The organism is Brevibacillus sp. SYP-B805 (genome assembly GCF_011059135.1).
In the GTDB taxonomy this organism is placed as follows: Bacteria; Bacillota; Bacilli; order Brevibacillales; family Brevibacillaceae; genus Brevibacillus_F.
On the sequence record NZ_JAALGD010000002.1, the window covers coordinates 426,136 to 452,657 of the forward strand.

The 26,522-nt window shown below is 51.5% G+C and carries 24 protein-coding genes and 1 pseudogene; 8 read left to right on the plus strand and 17 right to left on the minus strand.

The window, feature by feature from the left end; genetic code table 11:
• Positions 1-202: 202 nt before the first annotated feature.
• From G3578_RS04800 to G3578_RS21265, 3 genes are all read right to left on the minus strand, one after another.
• Positions 203-1,531: a TIGR00366 family protein gene (locus G3578_RS04800; protein WP_206529464.1), complete on the minus strand. Its 1,329-nt coding sequence runs from the start codon at positions 1,529-1,531 to the stop codon at positions 203-205.
• A 147-nt stretch (positions 1,532-1,678) separates the two neighbouring features.
• Complete coding sequence (locus tag G3578_RS04805; protein ID WP_165209263.1) at positions 1,679-3,073, minus strand: sigma 54-interacting transcriptional regulator; 1,395 nt, start codon at positions 3,071-3,073, stop codon at positions 1,679-1,681.
• Positions 3,036-4,910 carry an ATP-binding protein gene (locus tag G3578_RS21265; RefSeq protein ID WP_165209266.1) on the minus strand — a complete coding sequence of 625 codons (1,875 nt, stop codon included), beginning with the start codon at positions 4,908-4,910 and terminating at the stop codon, positions 3,036-3,038. Before G3578_RS21265 ends, G3578_RS04805 begins: the two co-directional genes overlap by 38 nt.
• A gap of 327 nt (positions 4,911-5,237) precedes the next feature.
• Between G3578_RS21265 and G3578_RS04815 the strand changes: the two genes are divergently transcribed.
• Positions 5,238-5,942: a pirin family protein gene (locus tag G3578_RS04815; protein ID WP_165209269.1), complete on the plus strand. Its 705-nt coding sequence runs from the start codon at positions 5,238-5,240 to the stop codon at positions 5,940-5,942.
• 111 nt (positions 5,943-6,053) lie between these two features.
• The gene (gene wrbA, locus G3578_RS04820; RefSeq protein ID WP_165209272.1) at positions 6,054-6,668 is read left to right on the plus strand and encodes an NAD(P)H:quinone oxidoreductase; all 615 of its coding nucleotides are present in this window, start codon (positions 6,054-6,056) and stop codon (positions 6,666-6,668) included.
• A gap of 113 nt (positions 6,669-6,781) precedes the next feature.
• On the opposite strand, the gene G3578_RS04825 is transcribed toward wrbA, so the two are convergent.
• From G3578_RS04825 to G3578_RS04850, 6 genes are all read right to left on the minus strand, one after another.
• Complete coding sequence (locus G3578_RS04825) at positions 6,782-7,213, minus strand: DUF4395 domain-containing protein (RefSeq protein WP_165209275.1); 432 nt, start codon at positions 7,211-7,213, stop codon at positions 6,782-6,784.
• A gap of 107 nt (positions 7,214-7,320) precedes the next feature.
• The gene (locus G3578_RS04830; protein WP_165209278.1) at positions 7,321-8,268 is read right to left on the minus strand and encodes an aldo/keto reductase family protein; all 948 of its coding nucleotides are present in this window, start codon (positions 8,266-8,268) and stop codon (positions 7,321-7,323) included.
• 126 nt (positions 8,269-8,394) lie between these two features.
• Positions 8,395-9,696, minus strand: a complete 1,302-nt coding sequence (locus G3578_RS04835) for a Ger(x)C family spore germination protein (RefSeq protein ID WP_346773958.1) — start codon at positions 9,694-9,696, stop codon at positions 8,395-8,397.
• Positions 9,693-10,805, minus strand: a complete 1,113-nt coding sequence (locus tag G3578_RS04840) for a GerAB/ArcD/ProY family transporter (protein WP_206529465.1) — start codon at positions 10,803-10,805, stop codon at positions 9,693-9,695. Before G3578_RS04840 ends, G3578_RS04835 begins: the two co-directional genes overlap by 4 nt.
• A gap of 96 nt (positions 10,806-10,901) precedes the next feature.
• Positions 10,902-12,455, minus strand: coding sequence for a spore germination protein (locus G3578_RS04845; protein ID WP_165209400.1), 1,554 nt, complete (start codon positions 12,453-12,455; stop codon positions 10,902-10,904).
• Between the two features lie 138 nt (positions 12,456-12,593).
• Positions 12,594-13,682, minus strand: coding sequence for a polysaccharide deacetylase family protein (locus tag G3578_RS04850; RefSeq protein WP_165209281.1), 1,089 nt, complete (start codon positions 13,680-13,682; stop codon positions 12,594-12,596).
• Between the two features lie 631 nt (positions 13,683-14,313).
• On the opposite strand from G3578_RS04850, the gene G3578_RS04855 reads away from it, so the two are divergent.
• Positions 14,314-14,808 carry a GNAT family N-acetyltransferase gene (locus tag G3578_RS04855; protein ID WP_165209284.1) on the plus strand — a complete coding sequence of 165 codons (495 nt, stop codon included), beginning with the start codon at positions 14,314-14,316 and terminating at the stop codon, positions 14,806-14,808.
• 112 nt (positions 14,809-14,920) lie between these two features.
• Here the strand turns inward: G3578_RS04855 and G3578_RS04860 are convergent, their stop codons facing one another.
• Positions 14,921-15,352 carry a DJ-1/PfpI family protein gene (locus G3578_RS04860; protein ID WP_165209287.1) on the minus strand — a complete coding sequence of 144 codons (432 nt, stop codon included), beginning with the start codon at positions 15,350-15,352 and terminating at the stop codon, positions 14,921-14,923.
• 73 nt (positions 15,353-15,425) lie between these two features.
• On the opposite strand from G3578_RS04860, the gene G3578_RS04865 reads away from it, so the two are divergent.
• The 3 genes from G3578_RS04865 to G3578_RS21135 all read left to right on the plus strand — a co-directional run bounded on the left by G3578_RS04865 (position 15,426) and on the right by G3578_RS21135 (position 17,167).
• Positions 15,426-16,286 carry a copper amine oxidase N-terminal domain-containing protein gene (locus G3578_RS04865; RefSeq protein WP_165209290.1) on the plus strand — a complete coding sequence of 287 codons (861 nt, stop codon included), beginning with the start codon at positions 15,426-15,428 and terminating at the stop codon, positions 16,284-16,286.
• Positions 16,287-16,570: 284 nt separating this feature from the next.
• Positions 16,571-16,909 carry a zinc ribbon domain-containing protein gene (locus tag G3578_RS04870; protein WP_165209293.1) on the plus strand — a complete coding sequence of 113 codons (339 nt, stop codon included), beginning with the start codon at positions 16,571-16,573 and terminating at the stop codon, positions 16,907-16,909.
• 150 nt (positions 16,910-17,059) lie between these two features.
• Positions 17,060-17,167, plus strand: a complete 108-nt coding sequence (locus G3578_RS21135) for a hypothetical protein (protein WP_346773959.1) — start codon at positions 17,060-17,062, stop codon at positions 17,165-17,167.
• A gap of 479 nt (positions 17,168-17,646) precedes the next feature.
• On the opposite strand, the gene G3578_RS04880 is transcribed toward G3578_RS21135, so the two are convergent.
• From G3578_RS04880 to G3578_RS04895, 4 genes are all read right to left on the minus strand, one after another.
• Positions 17,647-18,687 (minus strand): FecCD family ABC transporter permease, encoded by a 1,041-nt coding sequence (locus tag G3578_RS04880; RefSeq protein ID WP_165209296.1) that lies wholly within the window; start codon positions 18,685-18,687, stop codon positions 17,647-17,649.
• Entirely contained in the window at positions 18,684-19,709 is a 1,026-nt protein-coding gene (locus tag G3578_RS04885) for a FecCD family ABC transporter permease (protein WP_346773960.1), read from the minus strand. The genes G3578_RS04880 and G3578_RS04885 overlap by 4 nt, the downstream gene beginning before the upstream one ends.
• Before the next feature lie 112 nt (positions 19,710-19,821).
• Positions 19,822-20,793: an ABC transporter substrate-binding protein gene (locus G3578_RS04890; protein ID WP_206529496.1), complete on the minus strand. Its 972-nt coding sequence runs from the start codon at positions 20,791-20,793 to the stop codon at positions 19,822-19,824.
• 157 nt (positions 20,794-20,950) lie between these two features.
• A complete protein-coding gene (locus G3578_RS04895; protein WP_165209302.1) occupies positions 20,951-22,846 on the minus strand; it encodes an AraC family transcriptional regulator in 1,896 nt (631 codons plus the stop codon).
• Positions 22,847-23,282: 436 nt separating this feature from the next.
• On the opposite strand from G3578_RS04895, the gene G3578_RS04900 reads away from it, so the two are divergent.
• The gene (locus G3578_RS04900; RefSeq protein ID WP_165209305.1) at positions 23,283-23,969 is read left to right on the plus strand and encodes a helix-turn-helix domain-containing protein; all 687 of its coding nucleotides are present in this window, start codon (positions 23,283-23,285) and stop codon (positions 23,967-23,969) included.
• Positions 23,970-24,183: 214 nt separating this feature from the next.
• Positions 24,184-24,402, plus strand: a complete 219-nt coding sequence (locus G3578_RS04905) for a tautomerase family protein (protein WP_165209308.1) — start codon at positions 24,184-24,186, stop codon at positions 24,400-24,402.
• 160 nt (positions 24,403-24,562) lie between these two features.
• On the opposite strand, the gene G3578_RS04910 is transcribed toward G3578_RS04905, so the two are convergent.
• The 3 genes and pseudogenes from G3578_RS04910 to G3578_RS20685 form a co-directional block, all read right to left on the minus strand.
• Positions 24,563-25,168, minus strand: coding sequence for a hypothetical protein (locus tag G3578_RS04910; protein WP_165209311.1), 606 nt, complete (start codon positions 25,166-25,168; stop codon positions 24,563-24,565).
• A 21-nt stretch (positions 25,169-25,189) separates the two neighbouring features.
• A complete protein-coding gene (locus G3578_RS04915; protein ID WP_165209314.1) occupies positions 25,190-25,900 on the minus strand; it encodes a hypothetical protein in 711 nt (236 codons plus the stop codon).
• Positions 25,901-26,109: 209 nt separating this feature from the next.
• Positions 26,110-26,522, minus strand: a pseudogene (locus G3578_RS20685) (hypothetical protein); the annotation flags it as partial.

Consider the following 26,522-nt stretch of genomic DNA (forward strand, 5'->3'; position numbering starts at 1 on the left):
TTTTCGGTTCCTTCCATTCCTTAGTCTTTGCAGCCAACCGCAACCCTTATGCGCCTTTCTGCTGCGAAGATTGAAGCGCAAACGAGGCTTTTGTCTGCCGTGATATCCTGTGCGAGAAGACGCCAAAGCCCCTTGCCATGATCAAGGGGCTTTGGCCGCCTGCCGTGCGGAAGCGATCCGCAAGACAGAGAACGATTTAGATTTAGAAGAATGACAAGCCGATCGCAAAGATGACGCCGGAGACCAGCAGGGTCGTGACGCAATAGCCCATGATGTCCCGCACGCTTAATCCGGCGATGGCCAGCGCAGGCAGCGCCCAGAACGGCTGAGCCATGTTCATCCATGCTTCGCCGTACGCAATCGCCATCGCGGCAATTCCCGGATCAACCCCCAGCTGCTGGGCCGCAGGCATGATGAACGGTCCCTGTACAACCCAGTGGCCGCCGCCGGAAGGAACGAAGAAGTTGACGAAACCGGAGCTTAAGAACGCCAGGAACGGGAAGGTCGCGGGCGTCGAGATGGAAATAAACGCATTGGTGATCATTCCTCCCAGCCCGGACTGCTCCATCATGCCCTGGATGCCCGCATAGAACGGGAACTGGATGATGATTCCGGCCGTTCCCTTCGCCGCATTCACCACTGCGTTCATATAGGAGAGCGGCGTTCCATGCAGGAGCAAACCGGTCGTGAAGAAGAGCAGGTTGACCGTATTGATGTCCACCTTGAAGCCTTTGTTGGCAAAATAGTAAATCAAGTAAGCGTATCCAAGAAGGGCGATCAAAATGCCCAGCACGCGGCTGTTTTCCATGCGGACGGCAAACGTCTTGGCGACGGGCGCCTTCACGGCCGCCGTCGCTGCCGTCTCCTCCTCGGCAAGCAGGCGGGGGTCGATTTCCACAACTTCTTTGCCGGTCGGCATCATGAGACGGGTCATGACCGGCAGCGCGATCAGGAGCGCCACCGTGATGAACAGGTTGTAATCCGTAAAGATGGTTTGCGTCAGCGGGATGATGCCTGCCGTTTTTTCCATCGGGTTACCCGGAGTGGCGGCCACCAGCGGAATGGAACCGGAAAGCCCGCCGTGCCAGGTGAGGAACCCGATGTACGCACAGGCGATCAGGAAGCGATAATCCGAGCCGGGAACGCGTTTGGCCACTTCTTTGGCAAAGAGGGCCCCCACGATCAGCCCGAAGCCCCAGTTGATCAGGGACGCAATCGCCGCGCCCAGGGTTACCAGAATCACACCTTGCGCCGGGGTCTTTGCGATGCCCGCCAGTTTGGTCAGGTTGCGTTTCACCAGCGGCGAACTTGCCAGGGCGTGGCCGGTGACCAGCACCAGGCTCATCTGCATGGCAAAGGCAAGCAGATTCCAGAAGCCGCTTCCCCAGAACTCCACCATCTCAACCGGCGTGTGTTGGGTAAAGAAGATGCCGGAGACAAACAAAATGATGGTCAGAATAAGAGCAAACACAAACGGGTCCGGCAAGTACTTTTGCACCAGTGCCGAAAAAAATCTTGACAGCGCTTTCAAAATAAATGTCCTCCTTCATTCATGTCGTCGTCCATTCTCTCATTCAAGAATTGTGCCAACATTATTGTCCCGCAAACGCAAGCATTGCCGGTCTGGGAAACAAACAAAGGTGTGTAAAAAGTACACACTCTGTACAGAAATTACACACTACGAAATGCCATACTCCTGACATTTGTAAATCAGGGCTTTGCGGGAAATACCGAGCCGCAGGGAGGCCTGCGCCTTGTTTCCTCCCGTTTCGCGCAGGGCGGCCAGAATCGCTTCCCTTTCCACCTCGCGGAGCAGCTCTTTCAGCTTCCGGCCGCCGGTAACGGGAAGCGGCGCCCCCTCCTGCCCCTCCTCTCCGGCTTCCGCCCGCTGCTGCGGCTGCACCACGTGTTCCAGCTGAATGTATGGCCCCTGCGCCAGGATCACCGCCCGTTGTATGACGTTTTGCAATTCCCGCACGTTGCCCGGCCACTGATAGCCGCACAGCCACTCCTCGGCTTCCCTGGCAATGCCCCGCAGCCTTTTCCCCGTTTCTTTCACATACTTCTCGAAAAAATGGGCGGCCAACAGCGGGATATCCTCCCGTCGCTCCCGCAGCGGCGGTACCTGGATGGCTACCACGTTCAAACGGTAGTACAAATCCTCCCGAAATCTTCCTTCCTCCACCAATTGGCGCAGATTCCGGTGCGTCGCTGCCACAATGCGCACATCCACCTTGCGCTTGCTCTCCCCGCCCACCCGTTCAATTTCCTTCTCCTGCAGCACGCGCAGCAGCTTTACCTGCAGCCACAGAGGCATTTCGCCGATTTCATCAAGAAAGAGGGTGCCGCCGTCAGCAAGCTCGAATTTTCCTCGGCGGCTCTGCAGTGCGCCGGTGAAAGCGCCTTTTTCATGCCCGAACAGCTCGCTCTCCAGCAGATGCTCCGGTATGGCGCCGCAGTTCACTTCCACCAGGGGGCCTGAACTGCGCAAACTGTTCGCGTGAATGGCGCGGCAGATCAGCTCCTTGCCGGTGCCGCTCTCTCCTTCGATCAGGACGGATGCCGATGTTGCCGCCACCCGGCCGATCAGCTTGTAGACCTCCTGCATCTTCGGGCTCGTGCCGATCAGGCCGCCCCATGGCGTTTCGGGACGGTTCAACTCCATCTGCGGCCCGTCTGCCGCCCGGTTGTCCGCCTGCCTGGCGGCCATCACCTGCCGGACAAGCCGCTTGATCTCCTGAATGTCAAACGGCTTGGTCAAAAATTCGTACGCCCCTTCCCGCATCGCCCCCATCACGTTTTCCGGGGTGCTGTAGGCGGTCATAAAGATGACTTCGATCCACGGATACTTCTTGCGCAGGAACTGCTGCACCCCCCGCCCGTTCAATCCGGGCATCTGGATGTCCAGGAGGAGCAGCTGCAGGCTGCCGTGATACTTTTCCAGCTGGGCGATCGCCTCATGGCCGTTGGCTGCCTCGGCGATCGCGTATCCCTCCTTCTGCAGCACCGTCCGGAGAGCCAGCCTGACATGTTCTTCATCGTCGACCACCAGAATGACGGGATGTTCCTTCACCGATTACCTCCCCTTTCCTCTCCGAATCCGTTCGTGGTATCGATACCGTAAATGTGACGCCGTTCGGCTCGTTGCGAAACGTCAGGCTCCCCTGATACAGCCGTACAATGCTTTGCGACACCGAGAGGCCCAATCCGACCCCCTTCTCCTTCGTGGAAAAGAACGGATTGAAGATGCGCTCCTTGTGTTCCTCGGGGATGGGCTCCCCTTCATTGAACAGATGGAGTGACGCCGCTTCCTCGCCCGCTTCCACGCGAATGCGGATTTCTCCCTCCGCAGGGGTGGCCTGCACGGCGTTGAGCAGCAGATTGAGGAGCACCTGCCGGATCAGCTCCGGATCGACAGCAATCTCCGCCTCCTCCGCTGCGTCGAAGGAAAGCCGAATCCCTTTTCGCCGACACTCGCTTTCCACCAGCGGCAGCGTCTCCATCACGATGGAGCTGAACGGCACGACGGCTTGGCGCAGGGGAGACGGTTTGGCGAACAGCAGCAATCGCTCCACGATCCTGTTTATGCGTTCCACTTCTTCGATGATCACTTTGGTGTAGGTGCGATTGTTGCTCTCATGCTCCGGGAAACCGTCTTCCAGAATCTGCGCGAATGCCTTGATCGATGTCAGGGGGTTGCGGATCTCGTGAGCCATGCCGGCAGCCAGTTCTCCCACGGCGCGCAGGCGGTCCGACCGTCTGATCTGCTCTTCCGCCAGCTGCTTCTCCGTCAGGTCGCGCATCACCAGCAGGGCCCCCATCACCTTTTCCCCGTTTTTCAACAGCGACGTGCTGGAATTGACAGGCACGCGCCGGCCGTCGCGGCGCGGAAAGTATGAATCAATCGCTTTCTGTTCGATACCGGTCTCCCACGTTTGCATCAGCAGGCTCTCAAATTCCGGGGCGTGCCGGTACACTTCCGGATACGGCCTGCCCAACACCTCGGCGGCAGGAATTCCAGTGATGTTCTCCATCGCCGGATTCCATTCGGTGACGCGGCCGTTGACATCCAGCGTGACAATGCCGTCCTGCACGCTGCTGATGACGTGCTCCTTGTGGCTTCGGCTCTCGGCCAGCTGGCGGACCATGTCGTTGATGGCACGGGGGATGCGGCCGAGCACCCCGACAGGCTCGGAAAGGCGGAAGCTCTGGTCTTTGCCGACTTTTTCAATACCGTCGATCAGGTTGTCGATGAAGGAAGCCACGTGGGAAAACAACCGGTACGAGGCAAGACTGGCAAGAATGAGACCGATGAAAAGAATCAGGTAAATGTTGCGCTCCATGCGCATCATCTGTGTGGTCACATCGGTGGTCAGTTCATTTGCCCAGGTGTAGCCGATCACCCGGCCGTCACGGCTGATCGCGTGCATGGCGTTCATGATGTCTCCACGCATCTGCTGTCCGATGTACAACGTATCCCGGCCGGTCGCCAGCACGCTTCTGCCCGGATGATCGGGGGCGATGGGTTCGCCCACCTTTTGCCCCAGCTGCTGGCTGGGGCCGTAAGCCACAACGGCATCAAGCTCTTTGGAATAGTAGCCGATCCCCACCCCGGGATAGAGCGCCGCGATCCGGTCCGTAAGCGGCGACAGCTTCCGGTTGAGGGCCATGATTTTTTCTGCGCGGGAAGCGCCGTGTTCCTCGGAGGTCAGCAGTGCGTCATAATCCTTTTCCAAAAACAGGTCAAGCTGCTTGGCCAGCCCGAACAGCTTGTTCTCCTTCTCCTCCAGCAGGCTCTGTTCCGCCTGCTTGATCATGAAATAGTTCGTCACCAGCAGGGGAAGCGCCACAGACAAAAGAACGATCAGCAGGTACTGCACCCGAAACGACAGATGTTTATCCTTCCACACGATGATCCCGCCTTGTCTTTCGGACTTTTCCTACTTTTCTACTGTAACATTCGGCTGTCGATGACGTCCAGAAAGGCCGCTTGGCAGGAAGAAGCGAATCGCCGCGTTAAATCGCTTTTTATATGATATAAAATCTAGTTACTTGACAAAAGTAAGTATATTAAAGTATGATGCTTACAGGAAGAAACAGTTAATAATAGATGAGTGGATACCAGCAAGATGAGCGAAACGGCCGATGCCCATCCCGGTCTGCAGGAGACAGCGAATGGGCGCAAATCAATCTGGTACTCATAGCCGCCGACGGAAATACCAAGACAGGAGGCTCCCATGATAACCATCTATCCGGCAGAGTCCCGATTTGCAGCAGATCATGGCTGGCTGCGCAGCAACTTCAGCTTTTCGTTCGCGGAATACTATGATCCGCACAATCTTCAATTTGGCCCTCTCCGCGTTTTTAATGATGATGTTGTTCAGCCTTTGCGCGGCTTTGGCCCGCATCCTCACCGGGAAATGGAGATCGTTTCGGTTGTCCTGCAAGGCGAAATCAAACACGAGGACAGCATGGGGAATTCGGCGATCCTGCGTCCCGGTGAGGTTCAGCGCATGACGGCAGGGACGGGCATTATTCATTCAGAGGTAAACCCTTCTTCGACGGAAGAATTGCATTTCCTGCAGCTGTGGTTTCTGCCGAATCAGCAGGGCTTGCCCCCGTCTTATGAGCAAAAGGCCTATGATCAGTCTGCCATGAAGAATCAGCTGCTTCCGGTTGTCTCCGGGCAGCCGTCATCCGCAAACACCGTCTTTATTCATCAGGATCTGACGCTTTACCTGTCGGAGCTGGAAGCGGGAAAAACCCTGAGATTTACGCAGCAAGCGAACCGCAGAATCTACATCTTCGTGATCGAGGGAGAACTCGTCCTGAACAGGGACTCACGCCTCGGCAAACGAGACGCAGCCAGGATCACCGCTATCGCTGACCTGGAACTGGCGACACCAGCCGGCGCGACCTTCATGCTGATTGACCTGCCTTGAACACCCGCGAAAACAATCCCCCGTATTCCAATCGCATTTCACGCCTGCATGGCGGAGCAATGCCGGGGTTTGTTTCATCCATCACCAACCACAAAAAGGAGAGTGGACCACATGTCACATGTAAATCTGGCCGTCATCTATTACAGCTCCACCGGTACCAACTACCAGCTGGCGCAATGGGCCGCTGAAGGCGGGAAGCAGGCAGGGGCCGAAGTGAAAGTCCTGAAAGTTCCGGAGCTTGCTCCCCAGGCAGCCATCGACTCCAATCCCGCCTGGAAAGCGCATGTGGAAGCGACGAAGGATGTGCCGGAAGTCTCCCTGGCCGATCTGGAATGGGCGGATGCCATCATTTTCAGCGTTCCGACCCGTTTCGGCAACGTTCCGTCGCAGGTGAAGCAGTTCCTGGATACCACCGGCGGGCTGTGGTTCCAAGGCAAGCTGACCAACAAAGTGGTGAGCGCCATGGCCAGCGCCAGCAACCTGCACGGCGGTCACGAAGCAACGCTTCTCTCCCTGTATACCACGATGTATCACTGGGGCGCGATCGTCGTGGCGCCCGGCTACACGGACCCCGTAACGTTCGGCGCCGGAGGAAATCCTTATGGAACAAGCGTGACCGTTGACCAAAACGGCCAGATGAAAGAAGATGTGCGCGACGCCGTCATCCATCAGGCGAAGCGGACGGTTACGGTGGCGGGTTGGGTGAAAAAAGGGCTGCAGGGATAAGGCGGCTTCCCTGCAGCGATTATCGACAAAACAAATGCTCCCTCATGCAGGGAGCATTTCCGTTTGGTAATGGTTCCTTATCAGTCTGACGCCTTCCGGGGAAGGCGCAGCCGTTAAGATAGATGCTTGGCGCTCTTTTTGTGGGTGTATTGAAGCCACTGGTACCGAATAAAGCAGCCGATGCAAAATCCGAGAATGGCGATAAACGCGGCCAAGGCGACCATGGCGGTGAATACATAGGCCATAACAGGCCAGTTCGCCACATAACCGATCAGACCGAGCACCAGGCAGACGACGGCAATGATCTGGTTGAACTGCTGCTGATCCCAGTCTTCAGGGATATAGGCATCCGGCGGCTTTCTGAGAAAATGCTTCGCGATCCACATGACCGGATTGAAACCAAACAGGAGTCCCAGCAGGCCTGTCCCTAAAGGAAGCGCCAGGATCCACTCGCTGCCTGACAGCCAGGTGGCAATCACGCTGATCACCAGGAACCACTGATTGGTTCGGACCAGAGGACGCGGAATCGAACGGGGACGTTCCATGTGCGCTCACATCTTTCTTTCCGATATTGTTTCCATTATACGCCACATGGCAGGAGGATGGAAAGAGTCGCCGCTCGAGAAGCACTCTCTTTGATGGGTCATCCTTCTCATTGCAAAATCTCATCAATCCGCTTGCAGATTTCGTCCGAAAGTGCAACGCCGGAGGCTTTCACATTGGTCTCCACCTGCTCGGGCGCGCTCGCCCCGATGATGGCGCTCGCGACGTTCCGCTGGCGCAACGTCCACGCCAGGGCAAGCTGGGCCAACGTGAGCCCCAGTTCATCGGCGATGGGCTGCAGCCGTTCCACCTTGCGCAAATTCTTTTCGTTCAACCATGATTTGACCGTCTCCTTACCGTGTTCATCCGAAGCCCGGCTGCCCGCAGGAGCCTCGTTCATCCCTTTGTACTTGCCGGCAAGCACACCCTGCGCCAGCGGTGAATAAACCACTTGGCCTATGCCGTTTTTCTCGCAGAAGGGAATGATTTCTTTTTCGATATCCCGTGCAAACATGTTGTACAGCGGCTGATTGGCCACGATCCGGTTCAACAGGTATTTGTCCGAGACCGCTACCGCTTCCGCGATTTGTGCCGCTGTCCAGTTGCTGAGGCCGACGTACAGAACTTTCCCCTGCCGGACAAGATCGTCCATCGCCCGCAGCGTCTCTTCGACAGGGGTGTCAGGATCGAAGGCGTGGCAGTAGTAGACGTCGACATATTCAACACCAAGGCGCTTCAGACTCGCATGGCATTGTTCCATAATATGCTTGCGTGACAAGCCCCGGTCGTTGGGACGCTCGCCCATCGGCCCCCATACTTTGGTTGCCAGTACGTATGATTCGCGCGGATACTTCCGCAGGGCTTCCCCCACTACCTTTTCCGCTTCTCCATTCCGGTAAATGTTCGCTGTGTCGAAGAAGTTCACTCCCAGTTGATACGCCTTGTCAATGGTGGCGATCGCCTTCTCCCTGCCAACATAGCCCCCGTAGGTCAGCCAGCTTCCCAGACTGATTTCGCTAACTTTCAATCCAGAATTTCCGAGACGACGGTATCTCATCTGCGTGTCCTCCTTCGAAAGTTTTCGAAATAGGGGTAAGCGTTTTGAGCCTTTCTCCAAAATTACGCGTTTGGCAAGACAGCGGATTTATGCCTGCAGAAAAATTTTCGTTCTTACTCCTTCCTCCTACTGCTGCACTTCGTTCTTCGGCAGGGCCGGCGATTCGGTGGACACACCGGGCCTGTGGATGTACACCGTGGCGTCAACCTTTACTTCGACGTTGGGAAAGATCTGATCCCAGCGGTCTTTCGCGGCAGCCCACTGCTTGGGATATTTTCGGTGAAACGCTTCGGCGAAACCAAAGATGTCCGCTTTCATCCCTTTTTGTACTTTTTTCAGCGCCAGATAAACCCGATTTTCGAGGTCTTTTTTCGCTTCTTTTTGCAGCATCTTCAAAACTGACGGATTTAGCATGTCCAGATTGGTGGCGTTTTGCACCACATCATCTTCCGCCACGGCCTTCAGCGTCATTTTCCATGTTCCATGTTCAATTTGGGGAATCAGTTCCGTTTTCGCCCGAATCAGTTCGAGTGAAACACGCCCTTTCGTCTCACTTGGCTCAATCGTAACCGTCGCTCTTTTGATCTCGTTTCTCAGCCACAGAATTCCTCTGGTTAACTCGTCATTGACGTATCCGACCATTTTATCCTTCTTAAAAACAGCTGTTCCGTTCAAGCGCACAGTGGTATGGTCTTTCTCTCCTCCCGTTGTTGGCGGTACTTCTTCGATCCTGGGCAGGGCAGCCGCCCCTGCCTCCCCCTTCAGCATCTGCAGCAGCTCTTTCATCGTTTTATTCAACCCGAACTGTGATAAGGCCAATTCCCTCGCTGATTCCGCCGAAGATTTCTCGAGAGGCGGGAGTACTTCCAGAATGTCAGCAGCCTTCCCTTTGCTGACAAACACATGGAGCCGCAGGCGGGATTGCGGATGGCGGGCGAGGTAATCCACATGCTCGCGAATGCCTTCTTTCGCCAGTTCTTCCCCGAAGATCAAAACCTTCATCTGCCCCCAGAAGATCTTTCGCGAGATCTGTTCCTGAAGCTTCGCAATTGCATCGGCAATCGTAATACCGGTAGCCGAATTGACAAAAGTAGGGTTTACTCCTCCACCGCCTCCACCTCCACCACCGCTTATTGATTGCTGGCCGCCACCCGTGGCTTTCGGAACGACGATTTGAATCGAAATCTCGATCTTGTCGTTCTTTTTATCAATGCCGACCGCCGACACAAGCAGTACATCATTTATCTCCTTTCTGTCCCAGCAGCCGGCAATCGGCAGAACAGACGTACAAAGGAAGAGGAGCAGGAGCATTCGTGACATTTTTTGCAATCCGGGAAAGTTCATCTCTCTGGCACCCCTTTTTCGGATACGCGAGATACACGTAAGAAAGCTGGTGAGGATGGCTTGCGGGCTGCCTTTCTCACTCATCCTTCCTGCACCGCTTTTCCTCCATTGGTGACCCGCTTTCGTATCAGAGCAATCATCAATAGCAAGAAGGGTAAAAGCGTTTGGATGATGATCCCGATAACAGGGGCGATGTATTTGAGATAAATGGCCAATTCCGCCAAGTTGGGTCTCGGCCACATGCAGGTAATGACCAACAGCATCCCGATCGGATACACGAGTGGGCGATAATCAGAAAGATTTAACCATTGGGCGGTACCAAGCACAAGCACATAATAGAGCACGCCGATTTTGATGAACGTCCCCGCCACCCAGATGGCCATCACCAGCGACTCGATATGTTCCAGAAAATCCGCAATGCTGATGTACCGTACAGCTTCCACATACGGGTAGGTTAAACTGGCTGTAATCTCTCCAAACAACCAAAGGACCAAGAGATTGATCACAACCATCGTGAGCATCGTGGCAATCACGGTAATCATTCCCCATGTCATCCCTCTTTCCCGATCGGTCAAAAAGGGAAGCATAAAAGAGATGACGATGAACTCGCCGAACCATTTCAGCGGTTCAACCGCTCCCTTGATGGCCGGCAGGATTCCCTTCTCCATGACAGGTAACATGTTTACCGGTTTCAGGTCAGGAAAGAGCATGAGACTGATCATCCCGAAAACGAGAATGAAAAGGGGAACGAAGTACTGGGCGGCCCTTCCCAATACTTCCACGCCGCCTCGCACGGCGGCAGCACAGACCAGGAGCATGGATCCAAGAACCACAAACATCGGCGTTCTGGGGAGAAATTGACCAACCATTAACTCTCCATACTCTCTCAAGATGCTCCAATCCAACTGCAGAAAAAAGAGCAGGTAGACAAACCCGATACCCTTTCCCAGAATCCTGCCGACAATATGTTCAGAGTATTGGATAATCGTCTCCTTCGGATAAAGCCTGTGCAAACGAACCGCAAGATACACAGAAAGAAAGCCTGTAAGGGAGGCCAAAATCGGTGAGATCCACATATCACGCCCCGCTCGGGTCGCCGTAGCTTCCGGCACCCAGAGGATCGCTGTCGCCACAATTGTCGGATACATCATGATTCCCATCTGGGACGCGGAAATTTTGCCCTTCTCGATCATTTTCTCTTCCCTCCTCAGGCAGCTGCCTCTTTCCCACACGCTCATCCCACTCGGCGGTAGCTAGCGCTGTGCCGAGTGGGGTCCCTTACCCGCCTTCTATTCTGTTCCCCGGGCTGGATCTGGTTTCTGCCCGGGAGCTTGCCGGTATTTGTTCTCTTCTCCCGTTAAACGGGGCCTCGTGTTCAGCATCCACCACGGTGCCCGGAACAGTACGTCTTTGACATCTCGTCCTTTTATCGGAGCCAACGGAGTCAGGTACGGAACCCCGAAGGAGCGGAGCGTGCACAGGTGTACAATGATTGCGATGATGCCTAGCATAACTCCAAGCAATCCCAAGGATCCCGCGAGAAGCATCATCGGGAAGCGCAGCAGCCTGAGCGCAATGCCGGCGGAATAGCGAGGAACAGAGAACGAAGCGATTCCCGTGATCGCCACCACCATCACCAGCGGCGAGGAAGCGACACCGGCTGAGACCGCCGCCTGCCCGATAATCAGGGATCCGACAATACTGACGGCAGCACCGACTTGTTTCGGCAGCCTGACACCTGCTTCCCGCAATGTTTCGAAGGTAATCTCCATAAAGAGCGCTTCCACAAGTGCCGGAAACGGGATCTCTTCCCGGGAACGTGCCATGCTGATCAGGAGCGTGGTGGGCACCATCTCTTGGTGAAAGGTGATCACTGCAACATAAAGCGAAGGAAGCAGCAAAGAGATGACAAAGAAAAAATAGCGCAACCACCGGATCGCAGTGCCAATCATAAACCTTTGATAATAATCCTCTGCCGCTTGAAGCAAAGAATACAGGGTTGTAGGCACGATCAGGGCAAAGGGGGTGCCGTCCAGCAAGATGGCTACCCGGCCTTCAAGCAGGTTCGCAGCCACCACATCCGGGCGTTCCGTATTGATCACTTGCGGAAACGGGGAGAACGGATTATCTTCGATCATTTCCTCGACATACCCGGATTCCAGGACGCCGTCCATGTCAATGCGCTGCAGCCGATTTCTGACTTCATCAATTAGACTTGTGTCAGCAAGCCCTTCGATGTAAGCGATCACGACCTCGGTCTGCGTATAGCGCCCCACTTTCATCGACAGGATTTTCAACCGGGGACTGCGAATCTTCCGCCGCAAGAGGGATGTATTCACCCCCATGGACTCGGTAAACCCTTCCCGCGGCCCCCGCAAAACCGATTCCGCCGTGGGTTCTTCCAGCGACCTTTTCTCCCACTTGGCCAATCCCAACGAAAGCGCCCGGTCTTCCTGTTCGATCAGAAGCACCGGATTGCCGATCGAAATGTGCCCGATACAGTCGGCGAATGTCTTCACTTCCTTAATCTCTGGGACCGTTATCTTATTTTCAATAATCGCACGCAGTGTGTCTGCTTCTCCTGCAGCAGCATCCATAAGCGGGCCGAGGACACTCCGGTCGATCTCCTCGATGTTGGAAAGCCCTTCAATGTAGACAATCGCCGCTTTTTTGTTTCCCCCTATCAAAAAGGGCCGAAAGATCACATCCGCACAATTGTTGTAGATCGAACGGAGAACCTGCAGGTTTTCGTGAAAATCCGTGGAAAGCGGATCCTGTTGAGGAGTTGACGGCTGTTTCTGGCTGAGCGGCTTGGCTTTGCGGAACCACTTGCGGAACACGATGGCACCCCCTTTCTTCTATCCGTAGCAAGTTGTGTCCATCCTGTCCCCGGTACCCCGTGCAGGAATGAGAGACTGGTTGAAACTGGCGTCGATTCCTTTTGCTGCACCTATTCTTCCCTGCATGGATAAAATCATTCGTCAATCACACGCCTCCCATATCGGGATGCAGCCATGGGTAACGGCGAACTGAAAAAAGCGCAAGGCATGTGTTGGACATGCTTGCGCTTGTGAGGGGAATGAAACCGTCTTCGATTGGGTGTCCGTCGAGTGCTGCAGGGGAAGCGCTGTGCCGCTTTTGCCATGCACAGCACTGTTGCCGCGCGGAAGGGATGCGCCGTTTGCGGGGGAGACCAAGCCCGGTTGTGGATGCGGGGCAAAGTTTCCAGGGGGGACCGGGCGTTCCGTCTTCGGGAATTCGGCAAATGTGTCCGTATTCACTACATGCAGCCGCTTGAGCGTATAAAGTCCGTTATAGTATTGGGTCAGCCCGCTTCGCGTGGTAAACGCGGCCTGGTATCCCGCTTCCCGCAGGATCGGGAACAAAAACGGACGGTATATGCCCATCGGATAGGCAAACAGGGTGACCGGCTGGTGCAAATGGGCTTCCAGCATCGCCTTCGACACGGTCAGTTCCATCCTGGCCTGTTCCGGGGTCAGTTTGCTCATGTCGGGATGGTGAACCGTGTGGGATTCCACGTCCACAAGGCCGCTTTTCGCCATCTCCTCAATTTGCGGCCAAGTCAGGTAATTGGGTTTTCCGACGGCACCGGTAATAACAAACAGCGTCGCTTTCACCCGGTATTTTTTCAACAACGGAAACGCGTTGGTGTAGTTATCCCGGTATCCGTCGTCAAAAGTCAGCACGATGGGACGCGCGGGCAAAGGCGTTCCGGAAAACCAGGATTTGACCAACTCGCGTGAGGTGATCGGCGTGTAGCCTTGTTTGAGCAGGTTGCGCAGCTGCAAGTCAAACCGCTGCGGTTCCACGTACAAGTTGTTGCTGCCGGCCGAGATGCAGTGATACATCAGGATCGGAACCTGCCGGAAGCGATTTTTCGCAGCCTGCAGGGAGGCCTTCCACTTGTCCGTCGAGGTCGGACCAGCTGCGAACGGTTTGCTCACCGCCTGATAATGGGCGCTGCCGTTCACAGCGATGCCGCCAAACTGGCATCCCGTAACCAACAGGAAACACAGCAATGCCAGGAATCCTTTTGCAAGGGTGCGCATGGCGCACGACACCTCCAAAACCGCTTTGTTCATCGATTGGTGTGAAAGGGATGTAATCATTTTTCCTGTTCCGTCTGTCAGCGGCCGGATGGCACGGGCGGATAAAGAGGGCTCCGTTCATCCGGAATGGGGTCAATCCCTCCCGATGTATCCTCCAAAAATCGCATGAGGGCAGAGAAATGCCGTGTTCCCGGCAGTTCCGGAAGGCCCTGCTACCAGTAGCATACTCCCTGTTTGCCGGACGTGCCAGAGGGTTTTTGTCACGGCTGCTCCTCTTCTCCGGCAAAAGAAACGAGGACGCCAGCATACTCATCTTCCGTTCTCCCCCTGGGGAGGAACATGGTATAATTTGGATGTACAGTCTCCGGAATCGGGAGCTTTTCAGGAGGAGTTACTTTGTCGGGATTCGTTTTATTTTTGTCGATAACAGTCGTTGGATTTGTCTATAGTCTGTTACAAAGCTTTTACAACCTGGTTCATGGACAAGACAAAAATGAGTTTACTGTTTCCGCTGCAATAACTGCAGTATTGGCCGGGGTGATTTGCTTTCTGCTGTTGTTGGTGTCATTCAGGTAATCAATGCCCTATTTATTGATGTTCCTTATCTCCAGTTAGAAATGGGGGTGTAAAAATGGAACTGATATTATGTGATAAACAACAAAAAGACATTTTATTAAACTTGTACCAACTATATTTACATGACCTTTCGGAATACAGTCCTGACTTGCAGATTGGAAGCAATGGTTTTTTTGACGTGGGAAACATCCATTTATATTGGGAAATGACAAGTTCATTATTTCCTTACCTCATAACCTTACATGGGCTTCCTATCGGATTCATTTTATTAGCCGGACACCCTTATACCTCTCCCGACACCGATTATAATCTTCAAGAGGTATTCATCGCTCGTAGTCACCGTGGAAAGGGAATCGGAAGAAATGTGATAAGAAACCTGTTCAAGAGGCATCCGGGAACATACTACATTTGTCAATTGAAAGAAAATATTCCGGCTATTCATTTCTGGAGAGACTTGTACAAAGAATTGGATATTCCATACACGGAATCTTACGAAGTCGATGACGGACAAGAAGTTATTGTTCAAAAATGTACTGTTCCTGATCGTTGATTAACAAACAATTAACGCACTATCCATTGTGTTACATAGTCGTCTTGTACCACTGTGGGTCAAGTGACAAGTTCAACAACTCCCCTACTTTTACTCCGAATTCGACGAAAGCTCATCCTCTTGCTGTCACCAGGTTTCCATCATGGACAAGCAGCTCATCTGTGTAGTACTTTTCATCAAAAACACCTAACCATTCACGATCTTCTTTAGAAAGCCCCACTGTATACCTTTTGTTTTCTAAAAGACCTGCCTTGGCAAGGTTGAATGGCGAGCTGGATATTGCAAAAATTTTGGTATCGTTTCGAACCACTTTCTTTACAAACCGAAAAAGTTCATGTGCCTCCCTTAATGTAGAGATACCATAGCAACCAGGAAAAAGAAGGCTGTCTATGCTCGTAGCATCAGCTTCAGCAATCGAAATGTCCGGTTTACAAGTCAATCCAGATTCCCCTTTGACCGGATCACGAGGCTCGGATAACAATGTCTTCTCACGTGCACATTTGGAACTGGCCGAATAGGAGAAAAAATAAACAAACTCATGCAACCTATTATCACCTTTCCCCGTCAGGAAAGTGCGGATACGCAATACATACACCTAGAAGGAGAGGGGAATTGCAATGAAAAAAGTTGTATCTGCTTCTTTAGTAGCTGCTCTGCTGGCAACCAGTGTACCTGCTGCGCTAGCGGCGGACCTGGATGGCAAAGGCAATAGGAGCGGTAAGCCGGAAATCAAAGTGGAAGAAAAGGTGAAATCGACTGTAACATCGGAACCCACAACCGATAGCAATGCAGAAAGCACAACTGAAACCACCACAGAAGCAAACATTAAAGACGAAAATTTGAAAAAACAACTGATCGAGCTTCGTCAAGAGCTGAAGCATGTGACCGAAATCACCGCAGAACAAAAAGCAAAGTACGAACAGTTGGTTGCTGAACTGGAAAAGCTCTCCGACAAACACACCGCTTTGGAAGTGCAGTTGGAGCTTCTTCAGCGAACTTACCAAAAAGGAGATCACACACCATTCAAAAAGCTGGGACAACTGCTCGAAGCGACGGGTTCCACGGAAGTAAAAGCATTCGTAGATGGACGACTGGTGCAATCTGATGTGGCACCGTTCGTACAGGGCGGAAGAGCTTTGGTACCTGTACGTGCCATCAGCTCCGCATTGAAGGCGGACGTCAAGTGGGATGCAAAGACGCGTACCGTCGTCATTACGCGTGGGGAGCGATCCATTACGCTGTACCTGGATAAAAAGGAAGCAACGGTAGATGGTAAAACCATTACACTCGACATCGCACCCGTGCTGAAAAAGGGGCGTGTATTCCTGCCTCTCCGATTCATCAGTGAACAGTTGAAGGCGAAAGTGGAATGGCAGGCTGAAGGTAAAATTGTCATCATTGACGACATACAGCCACCTGCCGAATCGAAAGAGGGTACTGAGAATACCACCACGACAACCGATGCTTCTGCGAAGTAAGAAAGACAATGAGCCCTCGGGTAACCGGGGGCTTTCACTTTGTATCGAATAAATTTCAGTAAGACTATCAAGAAATTGTTCTGGACTACCATTCTGACACCCTTCCCTCCCCCCTTCACCCGTATAACAAAATACACAGTCTCTAACATCGTTGTTCATCAACACCTAATTATTGGTATAATTGTTCTTAGATCCCTTTTGAAAAGGGTAGTTTACTTTTCTGGATTTCTCTCGCTGCATCGGTCATATTAATGTAGTTCACTCCCAAAAAAGAGGTGACCTTATTGTCTAAAAATTTCGGGTTATTCATCCTTATCGCTGGTTTCGTTTGCTTGGGTTTCTCTATGTTTGAATTCTTAACGTTAGATATGTGGGAAACTCCCAAATACTTTTGGCTTGCGTTTGTTGCCTTGCCGCTTCTCTTTTTTGGCTTTGTTCTCTCAGCTCCACGCATTCAACGCTCCTTGCTGAATCAGCAACGCGATAACATACGCGAAACCATGAAAGTAATGGCAGATGGGCTGCGAGAAGGGCTTCATGCAACCAATAAAATTTGTGAAAAATGCAACCATCGAAATGAGGCGTCAGCTATCTATTGTTCCCACTGCGGTACAGCTCTTTAAACCCGTTCAAAGCCACATCATAACTATTTTGTATAACTTGTAACCATTTCCCATATCTCTCGTCTAAAATAAGTAGTCACACAATATCTCATACAATAGGAGGATTCGCGGATCGACCCCGAAACCAAGGTAAAAACTTTCCATAACGGTATAGACTACGCTGCTCCAAAAGGAACCGCTATCTTTGCCGCAAATGATGGGGTTATTATTTTGGCAGATAGCGTAAAAGGGTATGGAGAAACCATCATCAAGCATTGATTTTTTCAAAAGCAAGTAAGTGAAGCTCTTAGTCACCTTCCGAATGGATAGTTGGCTGTTTTTTAATAGTAACCTCTTCTTTTCCCAAGCGTATTAATCAGTATCAGAAGCAGAAGGAGATGATTGCTATAAGCCTGTTCCCTCTCTTCTTCTCCAAGTACAAGTGCCTGGTTTATACCGCTTTTGGCAGTGAAGACTACTTTCGAGTGGCCAATCAATTACAGTCTCATGGGGTGAAATACAAAACCAGGACTTTCAACAACTCGTATCATTCAACTGATTTTTTCCCCAGAGTGGATAACACGCAGTATGATATCTACGTCAGGTGCGAGGATGAATACAGAGCACAACAAGCGATCCACGGTAGATAACTCTGGGGGAGTTATTTTTCATCATACCCGGCAGCAAGAAGACAGATTGTTGCCCCCATCCGTTCGACCGCAGCAAGTTGAAAATGCTCTGATTTTTCGCGCCTGTTCCTATTTTTTGCGATTTTTAAAAAGCAAATAGAGAAAGAAAGGCGCACCCACCCCCGCTGTAAAGACACCCGCAGGAATGTCGAGCGGATGGAAGGCCGTCCTGGCAATCGTGTCGGCGACAAGAAGCAGCAGGCTGCCTGAAAGCGCCGCAACCGGAATTAATCCGCCATGGGATGGCCCGACCAGTTTTCTGGCGATGTGCGGGGCAATCAAGCCGATAAATCCAATCGCTCCGGCCACCGCCACGGCCGAGCCTGCCAGCGCCACGCTGATGAACAGCAGCAGGCAGCGGTGAAGTTGAACAGGAATTCCCAACCCTTTGGCAATATCGTCCCCTAACACCTGAACATTGAGGTTTCGGGAATAAATGATCGCCAACGGGATAAAGACCGCCACCCACGGCAGCATGGTATACACATTTTCCCACGATGCGCCGTAAATGCTTCCCGTCAGCCAGATATAGGCGCGACTGGCCGCCGTAATCGGGCTGAGGATAATCATCAGCATCGTTAATGCATGGGTCGTCGCTGCAACCCCAATCCCGATCAGCACCAGCCTCGTGGAAGTCACCCCTTTATTCCATGCCAACAAATAAATGATGATCGAAACCAATCCAGCCCCCAAAAAAGCGGCTGCCGGAAGCCACTGTATGCTTACCGTCCCCGCCAGGTAGGTAATGAACGCCACTGCCGCGAATGCCGCTCCCCCGGTAATCCCGATAATATCCGGCGAGGCCAGCGGATTGCGGACAATCCCCTGCAGGATCGATCCGGAAACGCTCAGAGCCGCTCCACACAGCACGGCGACGATGGCGCGTGGAAGCCGCAGCGTACCGATAACCAACGCATTCTCCGCTGTTCCCAGCCCCAGCATCGTTTTGAGCACATCCAGTGGGGATGTGTTTTTGCTGCCCAAGAGGATGCTGAAGACAAAAGCAGTGAGCGAGAATGCCGCCAGCAGCGTGAACACAACGACCGTTCTCCTGGGCACCAGGAATGAAAACATGCCCGTTTTGCTCCGAAACGTGATCAGCCGATTCATTGCGAAGCCCCTTTCGAGCGAAACTCCTTCCGAGCCGTATAAATAAAAAATGGCGCTCCGAACAATGCCGTCATCACTCCGATCGGCATCTCGGCGGGCATAATCAGAAAACGCGCAGCAATGTCTGCAATCAACAGCAGGACCGCTCCTAGCACGGCGCTGTAAGGAATGACCCAGCGATAATCGACGCCAACCAGAAAACGGGCAATGTGCGGAATAACGAGCCCTACAAATCCGATGGAACCGGCTACCGCGACAGAACTTCCCGCCAGCAGAATGACCGTCATGGCGATTGAAATTTTGACAAGGCCCGTCTTTTGTCCCAGCCCTTTGGCGATATCCTCTCCTGAAGAAAGGATGTTGACAGGATGTGCCAGCACATGCGCGGTTATTCCGGCTGCGAGCATGTAGGGCAGGAGCGGAATCAGCTTCTCCGCGTCTTTGCCGGCGACAGAACCGGCCAACCAGAACAGCACATTTTGCAGGCCCGTTTCATTCAGTACCAGCATCCCTTGGGTAAACGAGGAGAACAATGCTGTCATTGCCGAACCGGCCAACACGATATTGATCGGGGTCATGCCGTCCCGCCCCAAGGAACCGAGAAAATAAACAATCAAAGCTGAAATGCCCGCTCCCAAAAAGGCAACCCACACCAATTGCTCCATACGGGTGATGGGTAAAAATGCCAATGCCATCACCACAAAAAAAACAGCCCCGGCATTGATACCGAAAATGCTTGGAGAAGCCAGTGGATTTCGGGTCAGCGCCTGCATCAGGGCGCCGGCAACGGCCAGATTCCCTCCGATCAGAGCGGCAAAGATGGCGCGAGGGAGCCTTGTCGTCTGGATAATCACATGTTCGCTCGATGACCCGTCATAATTAAGAAATGACTCGACAACCGTTTGAACGCCAATCTTCGTCGTCCCAAAGGCGATACTGGCAACAAATGAAAGCATGAGAAGAAAAATGCCAAACACCAAACCCAGAGCTCTGGGAAAAGTCTGGTGCAGTAATGGACGCACAACAATCCTCCCTCGTCGAAGATTCCTACACTGCCCGGCGTTCACGCAACGAAGCGGGTTGAAAGAAAACTGTTGACACCATCATCGGTCAACAGCCTCTTCGTTTGATATGCTATTTTAACCCATAGATGTCATAGAGATCTTCCAGCATCTCCACCGCCGCCAACGGACCGGAACCGTTGTTCCAAACCGCCGTATCCACCTCGAATACCCGATTGTTTTTCACGGCGCGCAGATTTTTCCACAGCGGATGCCCGGTCCATTCTTTTCTCAAATCCAATCGGCCGTCATCTCTTGTCGTGCTCGTCTGATCGAAGATGATATCAGCATCCATCTGCGGGATGTTTTCTTTGGAAGTGAGCTTGACGCCCCATTCTTCACCTTTCTGGGTGGCCGGCCGGGCGATTCCCAACTCGTCCAAAACAAGCGCTGAAAATCCGGTATACACGATGCGGGCATGATCCGGCCGGAAGTCGACGATGCCAGCTTCCAGTTTTAATTGATCGCCCATCTTTTCTTTGAAATCAGCTACTTTTTTCGCCCACTCTGCCAGAAATTTTTCCTCTTCATCCTTTTTGTTCAGCGCTTCCGCAGTCAGGCGCAACGTATCCTTCCACAGATGCACCTCTTCGGTCATGACCGTTGGCGCGATTGCCGACAATTGCGCATAAATGGCTTCGTGGCGTGTCTTGGAAGCGATGATCAGGTCCGGATGAAGCGAAACGATTGCTTCCAGGTTGGGCTGGTTTTCCGACCCCAGGTTGGTCACTCCGTCCATCTTGTCCCTGATGTAAAGGTACCAAGGCTGTTCGATCCAGGATTCAACGGCTCCCACAGGTTTGACTCCCAACGCCAATGCGGCGTCGGTAGCCCCTTGAAAGAGGGTGACCACTCTTGCAGGGGTGCCTTTCACTTCGGTAGTCCCCATTGCATGCTGAATCACCCGGACATTTTGTTTTTCAGTTTCTTGTGCTTGTGTCGGTTGAGAAGATGCTTCCGATTGCGCCGGTTGAGAGGGCGCCCCCGTTTGCGGATTTCCTCCGCAACCAGCGATGGCAAACACCAGCAGAACAATCGTCGCCATAAGCAATGACCATTGTTGATACCGAACCACTCCTGTTTCCTCCCCCTGTTTTCCAATGTTGTCGATGCTACTGCCATTTCACTTGCGGCCAACCGTCCCGGTCATCCTGTCCAGATATGCAGCGCACGCTTCCCCGTCGAGCAATGCGGAATGGGATTTATAGCAGGGCTTCGGCAATTTGATCCACAACCAGATTGTTTCCAAGCGGACCGTAATAACCGACCCAGACGGTCGTGTTGACCGTGCATACCCGGTTGGCTTTTACCACACGCAGGCCCTTCCAAATCGCTGTCTGCTGATACGCTTTCGTCAATTCCGCATTGGAGTCGTCCTGCAAGACGAAGAGGCAGTCGGCGTTCAATTCCGGCATTGCGTCAAGTGCAATGAACGCGCTCGTCCTATGGCTGTCCATGGCCATTGCCGGTGGCGCCATGCCGAGATCACGGTACAAAATCTTTGCCGTGCGATGCGCGGTCGTATGCAGCCTGATCATGTTGTCGCGCGGCCGGATCAAGGAAACAGTCTGACTGCCCAGCTTGGCTGCAAGCGCGTCCTTCAGATGGACAATTTTGCGATTGTATGCGTCGATCACTTGCTGCGCCTCCAGTTCCCTGCCCATAATTTTCCCGAGCATCGGCAGGGTGGATCGCCAATCTTCATTTCTCTCAAGCATCAGCGTCGGCGCAATCTTGACCAACTCGTCATAAATGTTCTCCTGAACCTCCGTACAAATGATCAGATCCGGTTCTGCCTGGGCAATGGCCTCCACATCAGGCTTCTCCTTCGTCCCCACCACCTTGAGATCCCCCAGTTTATCCGTCAAATATCCGGGAAATAGCGCGGTGTCCGACGTACCGATTACGCTGCCAATCGGCTGTTTGCCCAGCGCCAGCAGTTGATCGATATACTGGTAATCCAGTACGACAATTTTCGTCGGAGTTTGTGCCAGCTCCAGTTCGCCTTTCAGGTGCTTGATGTTTATCCGGATGTTCCCTGCCTTTCCCCCTTTTGAATTGACATGTCCTGTTTTTCCGTTGGTGACAGCTGGTTGAATCGTATGACTGTCGGCTGTGGATGCCGCTGTTGGACCGCTGTAATCGTGTATACCCATCCCTTCTTGATAATGAATACCATTCTCGACAACATCACTATACATGGGCACTTTCCTGGAGACAATGTACGATTGCGACAGTCGCGATGGATTTTGGCGACGGATTTGGGGGTGCCATGCCTGTTCCTTGAATCGGCTTGGAGAAATGCCCATATATTTTTTAAACATCCGGCTAAAATAGTAGCTGTCCGAATAGCCGACAGCCTCGGCAATTTGGGCGATCGGGACATCCATCTGTAGCAGCAATGCCTTGGCTTTTTCCAAACGAACCTGAATCAGATACTCCATCGGCCCAACATGCAGTTCCGCTCTGAACAGCCGCTGCAACCGCCTAGCGTTGCAGTCCAGCAGCGCTGCCAATGAATGCAGTGTAATGGGCTCGGCGTAATGCTCATCCATATAGCGAATCGCTTGGGCAACAATTTTCGGTAGAGTCGTCTCTTCCTCGAGGGCCTGCAGCTTCAGCAGTTCATAAACGAACTGATGGAACAAAACATTGACATGAAACTTTTCCAGCATGCCGTTTTGCTGCCATTCGCGGTGCATCTGCTCCACTCTCAAATAGAGGGAGAGTGGATGCCGCGGCGCAAAGCCGTATTGAAGCTGAAAAGGATTGCTGGTTTGTTGCAAGCGCAGCAGATCCTGGCGTCGCGGCATCGTCAAAACGGCTTGATAAAACACCATGTAATATTCAAATACGTCCGCCACCTGTACAATCTCGAGGACAGTGCCTTTGCCAGCATGACAAACATGGTATTTGTCCGTCTCATACGCTGTTTGATCGAGCAGCATCAGCGCCTTGCCCCGTATCGGCAGCAAAAATGCGCTGGCCAGAAGTTGATACGCACGAAGTTGTTCACCCGGCTGCATGATGGCATGGCGTACGTCCAGCACCTTGAGAGCCGCCTGATTCCACAGCAGCATATGGTCCTGCAGTGACAATTCCCATTCCCCCTCCCGAAATGCGTTTAAATGTACCGCCATTGGATGAGCTTATTATATCGATAATGATTCTCATCATCAATTATAAGCGTTCCAATTTGTGGTACGAAACCCTGTTTGTCAGTCGGGCGGTTCCGGATCAGCGGTCCGCTTGACCAGCTGCACGGTAATGGCTGAAGTACGGGAACAAAATAAAAAAACGGCAGTGGATGCCGTTTCCATTACAAGAGGCACTACATCAATTTGAAAAAGATGAAGTTTACTGGAATAAAGGCCCGAAAGTAGGTGGTGTATGAACATATAAGTAACCTTTATGAAGCAGTGATAAATCAAATTTTCTGAACCCGGGTCCTTACATCGAGCAGATCTACATCTTTTGACCTTCCTTGCCGATATTCCTTATTATAGACAGGAGTACTGGTAGGAGGTCTTTTTCATGGACATTCGATCAGAGTTTGGACAGAGGATACGGGAGCTTCGAGCAAGAAGCGGCATGTCGCAGGAGATGTTAGCATACAGAACGGGGCTGGACCGGACATACATCAGTGGTGTTGAGCGGGGAGAACGCAATATCAGTCTTGTGAACATCGAAAAGATCGCAGCGGCGCTTCAAGTGTCGGTAGCTTATTTGTTCTCCAACGAGAGGTTTTCGGCAACTCCTGCCTATCAGCCCAAGGAGTTTACCGTTCCGTTCCTGGAACGTTTCCAATATAAACTGGATCACGAAAAGAAGATATTGGCCTTTACTGTGAGCGGATTGCTTACCGGCAAAGATGTGGACCATATGAACGCTACATTGATGGGGATTTGTTCGGTCTTTGGCAAAGGTGAGCTGACCCTGTTTGTCGATCATCGGGACATGAAAGCTTCGGATGGAGAGCCAGCGGTTTATTCGCCCGAAGTGGCCGAACGAGCTGTCGTGTTTCAACAAAATCTGCTGAGATACAGCAGTAGGGCTGTGGTGCTGTGCAACTCAGAGTTTCAAGTTCAGCAATTGAATCATGTGACTCGGGAGAGCGGTATCCCCTCCATTCATCTTTATGGACAGGATAAAGAAATGGTTGGTAGGGCATACGAACTGTTGGGCATCCATGGTAACGAACTTATCAAAGCAAAAAAGTAAAAACTGCCAGGTTCGCTTCCGGCGGTCTTTGAATATTGAGGAAGAGCAAGGTATGAGTGGATCTGCAAAAAGCGAAAAACGCCCGCATATGGGCATCTCTCTTTCCCCCATCATACCTCGACAGGGAATTGGTATAATAACGTCAGAACATTCGTTTGTATGTGAATTTCGATACAATTTTACATGTAAAACAGCGTAAAGGAGTTGTTACTGGATGCCTATTATTAACGTGAAAATTGCGAAAGGACGAACGATTGAACAAAAACAACAGTTCGTGGAAGCCATTACAAAAGCATCAGCCGAAATACTAAACGTGAAAGAAGAATGGGTGACAGTCGTCTTCGATGAATATGAAAGAGACTGTTGGGCTTCTGGTGGCACCCTTCACTCCACTAAATTTGGCGAAGGATTCGGGAAGATGGGGACGGAATGATTACCTTATGCTTCCACATAACAAAGTACTTGCCGCGATAGGTCGCCTCACTGAAGGTGCGTATGCTCGCCGGCTCTAATAACATTAGATATATTCAATAAACTAAAAGAGGGATGGCAATATACCTTCCCCTCTTTCAATATTACAACTCAATTTCTTTTCATCTGATGAACACAATATACACGTTGTCTTTCTTCAACGGTTGACCTTCCTCATAAATCGTAACCATGTCCTTCAAATCAGGCGGTAAATTCTTGATTAAGTGCCGCGCGGCGGATAAAGTTTGGTCACCAAAGTCATAGATCACCATAAATTTATAAGCTTCGGTCGGGTCTAGCGATTTTACTTTGGCTTTGCCCTCAAGTAACCCCTTAATATCCTTGATGATACCCGTTTTCTGTTGGGAACCAAATTTGTAACCATTGTTGATCGGTTTGTTACACTTGATCTCGGCTACGATCTTTACATCTCCAGTGACCATAAGATCGTACCCGTTGTCGCTTGGCTTGGTCCTAAGAACCTGATTCAAGTAAACCTGATAATTCTCCTTTACATACGGGAAACGGTGGCTCACCCAGTCGATGAAGCGAATCGTTGTCTTGTAGGTAAGGATGTTATGTATGTCCTTCAGGGTGGTCTTGATGTCCTCAAAATCTTCAACTGTCAACCTGGAATAATAATCCTCGATTCTGCCAGTTATTTTGTCAGCAATGAATCGGTTGAATCGTTCCTTCAGTTCGGATTCTCGGTTATATGGTTGATTCATGATTTACCCCCTCAATAATCACTAAGACAACAATTTATACTTTGCAAATCGTTCATGGTTTGCGAACCCTTCTCGGTATTTCTGACTGATTACGACAGCTTTAACAAACCTCTGATAACTCTGTACGTTCTTTATGGCGAAAGCACATTGATCGACAGCATGATACCATAAGTCGAAGATTACGCTTGCGAGATAACCAATTTTCCAAATAAAAGCCCTTTGAATGAGTGCATCCTGCTTATCAAAGAAACCGAAGCGCTCCTCTTTTCTAAGTGAGTTGAACATATTGCCGTGAGCATAAAAACTGTTGATCATATCCTTGAACCACTTAAGTTGGTGCGAATGAGAGGGGAAATGCTTGTTTACGTATTTGAATGAACGATCTAAGGTTTTCTGAATAGGCTTTGCCCCATTCTCGTCTTGTCCGAGGAATTTATCGATATCCGGTTCGACTAATGAGTAGGTCGCTAAACATGCTTTCTCAATGGCTTGACGCTTCATCAGCTTTGACTGTGTCTCATGTCTCCTAAGGGATGAAAGTAAACAAAGGACTAAATCGTTTCTGACCTGGCTGCTTAGCAGATAGAAGCTGGCTGCTCTCTTGTCCTTAGAAATGACAACATCCGATAGAAGCATGATTAAATCTTCAACATTGGCAAGAATATCTTGATTATTTTGCAAGGATTCCTGCAGGATTTCTTCTTCATAACGAATATAGTCACTTAAATCCATTGATACCCCTCCTGCTGCTAACAACTATTCGATCATCTTGATCGACTAATTTGTCGGAATTCTGTAAGCATTTGATTCAATACTTTCCCTGTTTACAAGCGATCACGATCTGCTCTTCCTGACGTTTGGTGTTAGACTCGATCCATGAAAACTCGCCATCCATAGAATTTAGTTTGTCTGAAAAATCGCTTTTGTGATGGTGGATGTACTCAATTCTCAAGTGTATTCTCAAATAACAGAACGACCTCGAAGAATCGCCTTCTGGCATACCCCTCTTCATGCTTATCCTCATCATAAAGAAACTCATTCAACTTGTAAGAAGGACTATCCTTGGTAAAATATTTAAGAGCATAATCAGCGTGTATCCTGTTTTCTCCAAAATAGCGGAACTCCCATTCAGGTGTTGGCGTGGTATACCTTCCTCCATCTAGAACCACTATCTGTTTACCGTAAATCTGGAGTCTATAAACTATTTTGTGTAAACTCCTAACCTTCAAAATAGGGTACAATGAATTCAAAGAAAGGTTGGGAGAGCCCATGAGCCTGATGTCCAAAGAGCAACTCAAGCAGTGGATCAAGGAAAAGAACATGCAATCGGTGGAAGACGTCCAGTCGGCCTTGA

What these genes read in the sequence shown, in the direction of transcription:
- G3578_RS04865 (WP_165209290.1), top strand. Translation starts at nt 15,426, where the DNA reads ATGAAAAAAGTTGTATCTGCTTCTTTAGTAGCTGCTCTGCTGGCAACC.
- G3578_RS04905 (WP_165209308.1), top strand. Translation starts at nt 24,184, where the DNA reads ATGCCTATTATTAACGTGAAAATTGCGAAAGGACGAACGATTGAACAA.
- G3578_RS04915 (WP_165209314.1), bottom strand. Translation starts at nt 25,900, where the DNA reads ATGGATTTAAGTGACTATATTCGTTATGAAGAAGAAATCCTGCAGGAA.
- G3578_RS04835 (WP_346773958.1), bottom strand. Translation starts at nt 9,696, where the DNA reads ATGAGTGAGAAAGGCAGCCCGCAAGCCATCCTCACCAGCTTTCTTACG.
- G3578_RS04850 (WP_165209281.1), bottom strand. Translation starts at nt 13,682, where the DNA reads ATGCGCACCCTTGCAAAAGGATTCCTGGCATTGCTGTGTTTCCTGTTG.
- G3578_RS04855 (WP_165209284.1), top strand. Translation starts at nt 14,314, where the DNA reads ATGGAACTGATATTATGTGATAAACAACAAAAAGACATTTTATTAAAC.
- G3578_RS04815 (WP_165209269.1), top strand. Translation starts at nt 5,238, where the DNA reads ATGATAACCATCTATCCGGCAGAGTCCCGATTTGCAGCAGATCATGGC.
- G3578_RS04900 (WP_165209305.1), top strand. Translation starts at nt 23,283, where the DNA reads ATGGACATTCGATCAGAGTTTGGACAGAGGATACGGGAGCTTCGAGCA.
- G3578_RS04910 (WP_165209311.1), bottom strand. Translation starts at nt 25,168, where the DNA reads ATGAATCAACCATATAACCGAGAATCCGAACTGAAGGAACGATTCAAC.
- G3578_RS04890 (WP_206529496.1), bottom strand. Translation starts at nt 20,793, where the DNA reads ATGGCGACGATTGTTCTGCTGGTGTTTGCCATCGCTGGTTGCGGAGGA.
- G3578_RS04825 (WP_165209275.1), bottom strand. Translation starts at nt 7,213, where the DNA reads ATGGAACGTCCCCGTTCGATTCCGCGTCCTCTGGTCCGAACCAATCAG.
- G3578_RS04830 (WP_165209278.1), bottom strand. Translation starts at nt 8,268, where the DNA reads ATGAGATACCGTCGTCTCGGAAATTCTGGATTGAAAGTTAGCGAAATC.
- G3578_RS04880 (WP_165209296.1), bottom strand. Translation starts at nt 18,687, where the DNA reads ATGAATCGGCTGATCACGTTTCGGAGCAAAACGGGCATGTTTTCATTC.
- wrbA (WP_165209272.1), top strand. Translation starts at nt 6,054, where the DNA reads ATGTCACATGTAAATCTGGCCGTCATCTATTACAGCTCCACCGGTACC.
- G3578_RS04840 (WP_206529465.1), bottom strand. Translation starts at nt 10,805, where the DNA reads ATGATCGAGAAGGGCAAAATTTCCGCGTCCCAGATGGGAATCATGATG.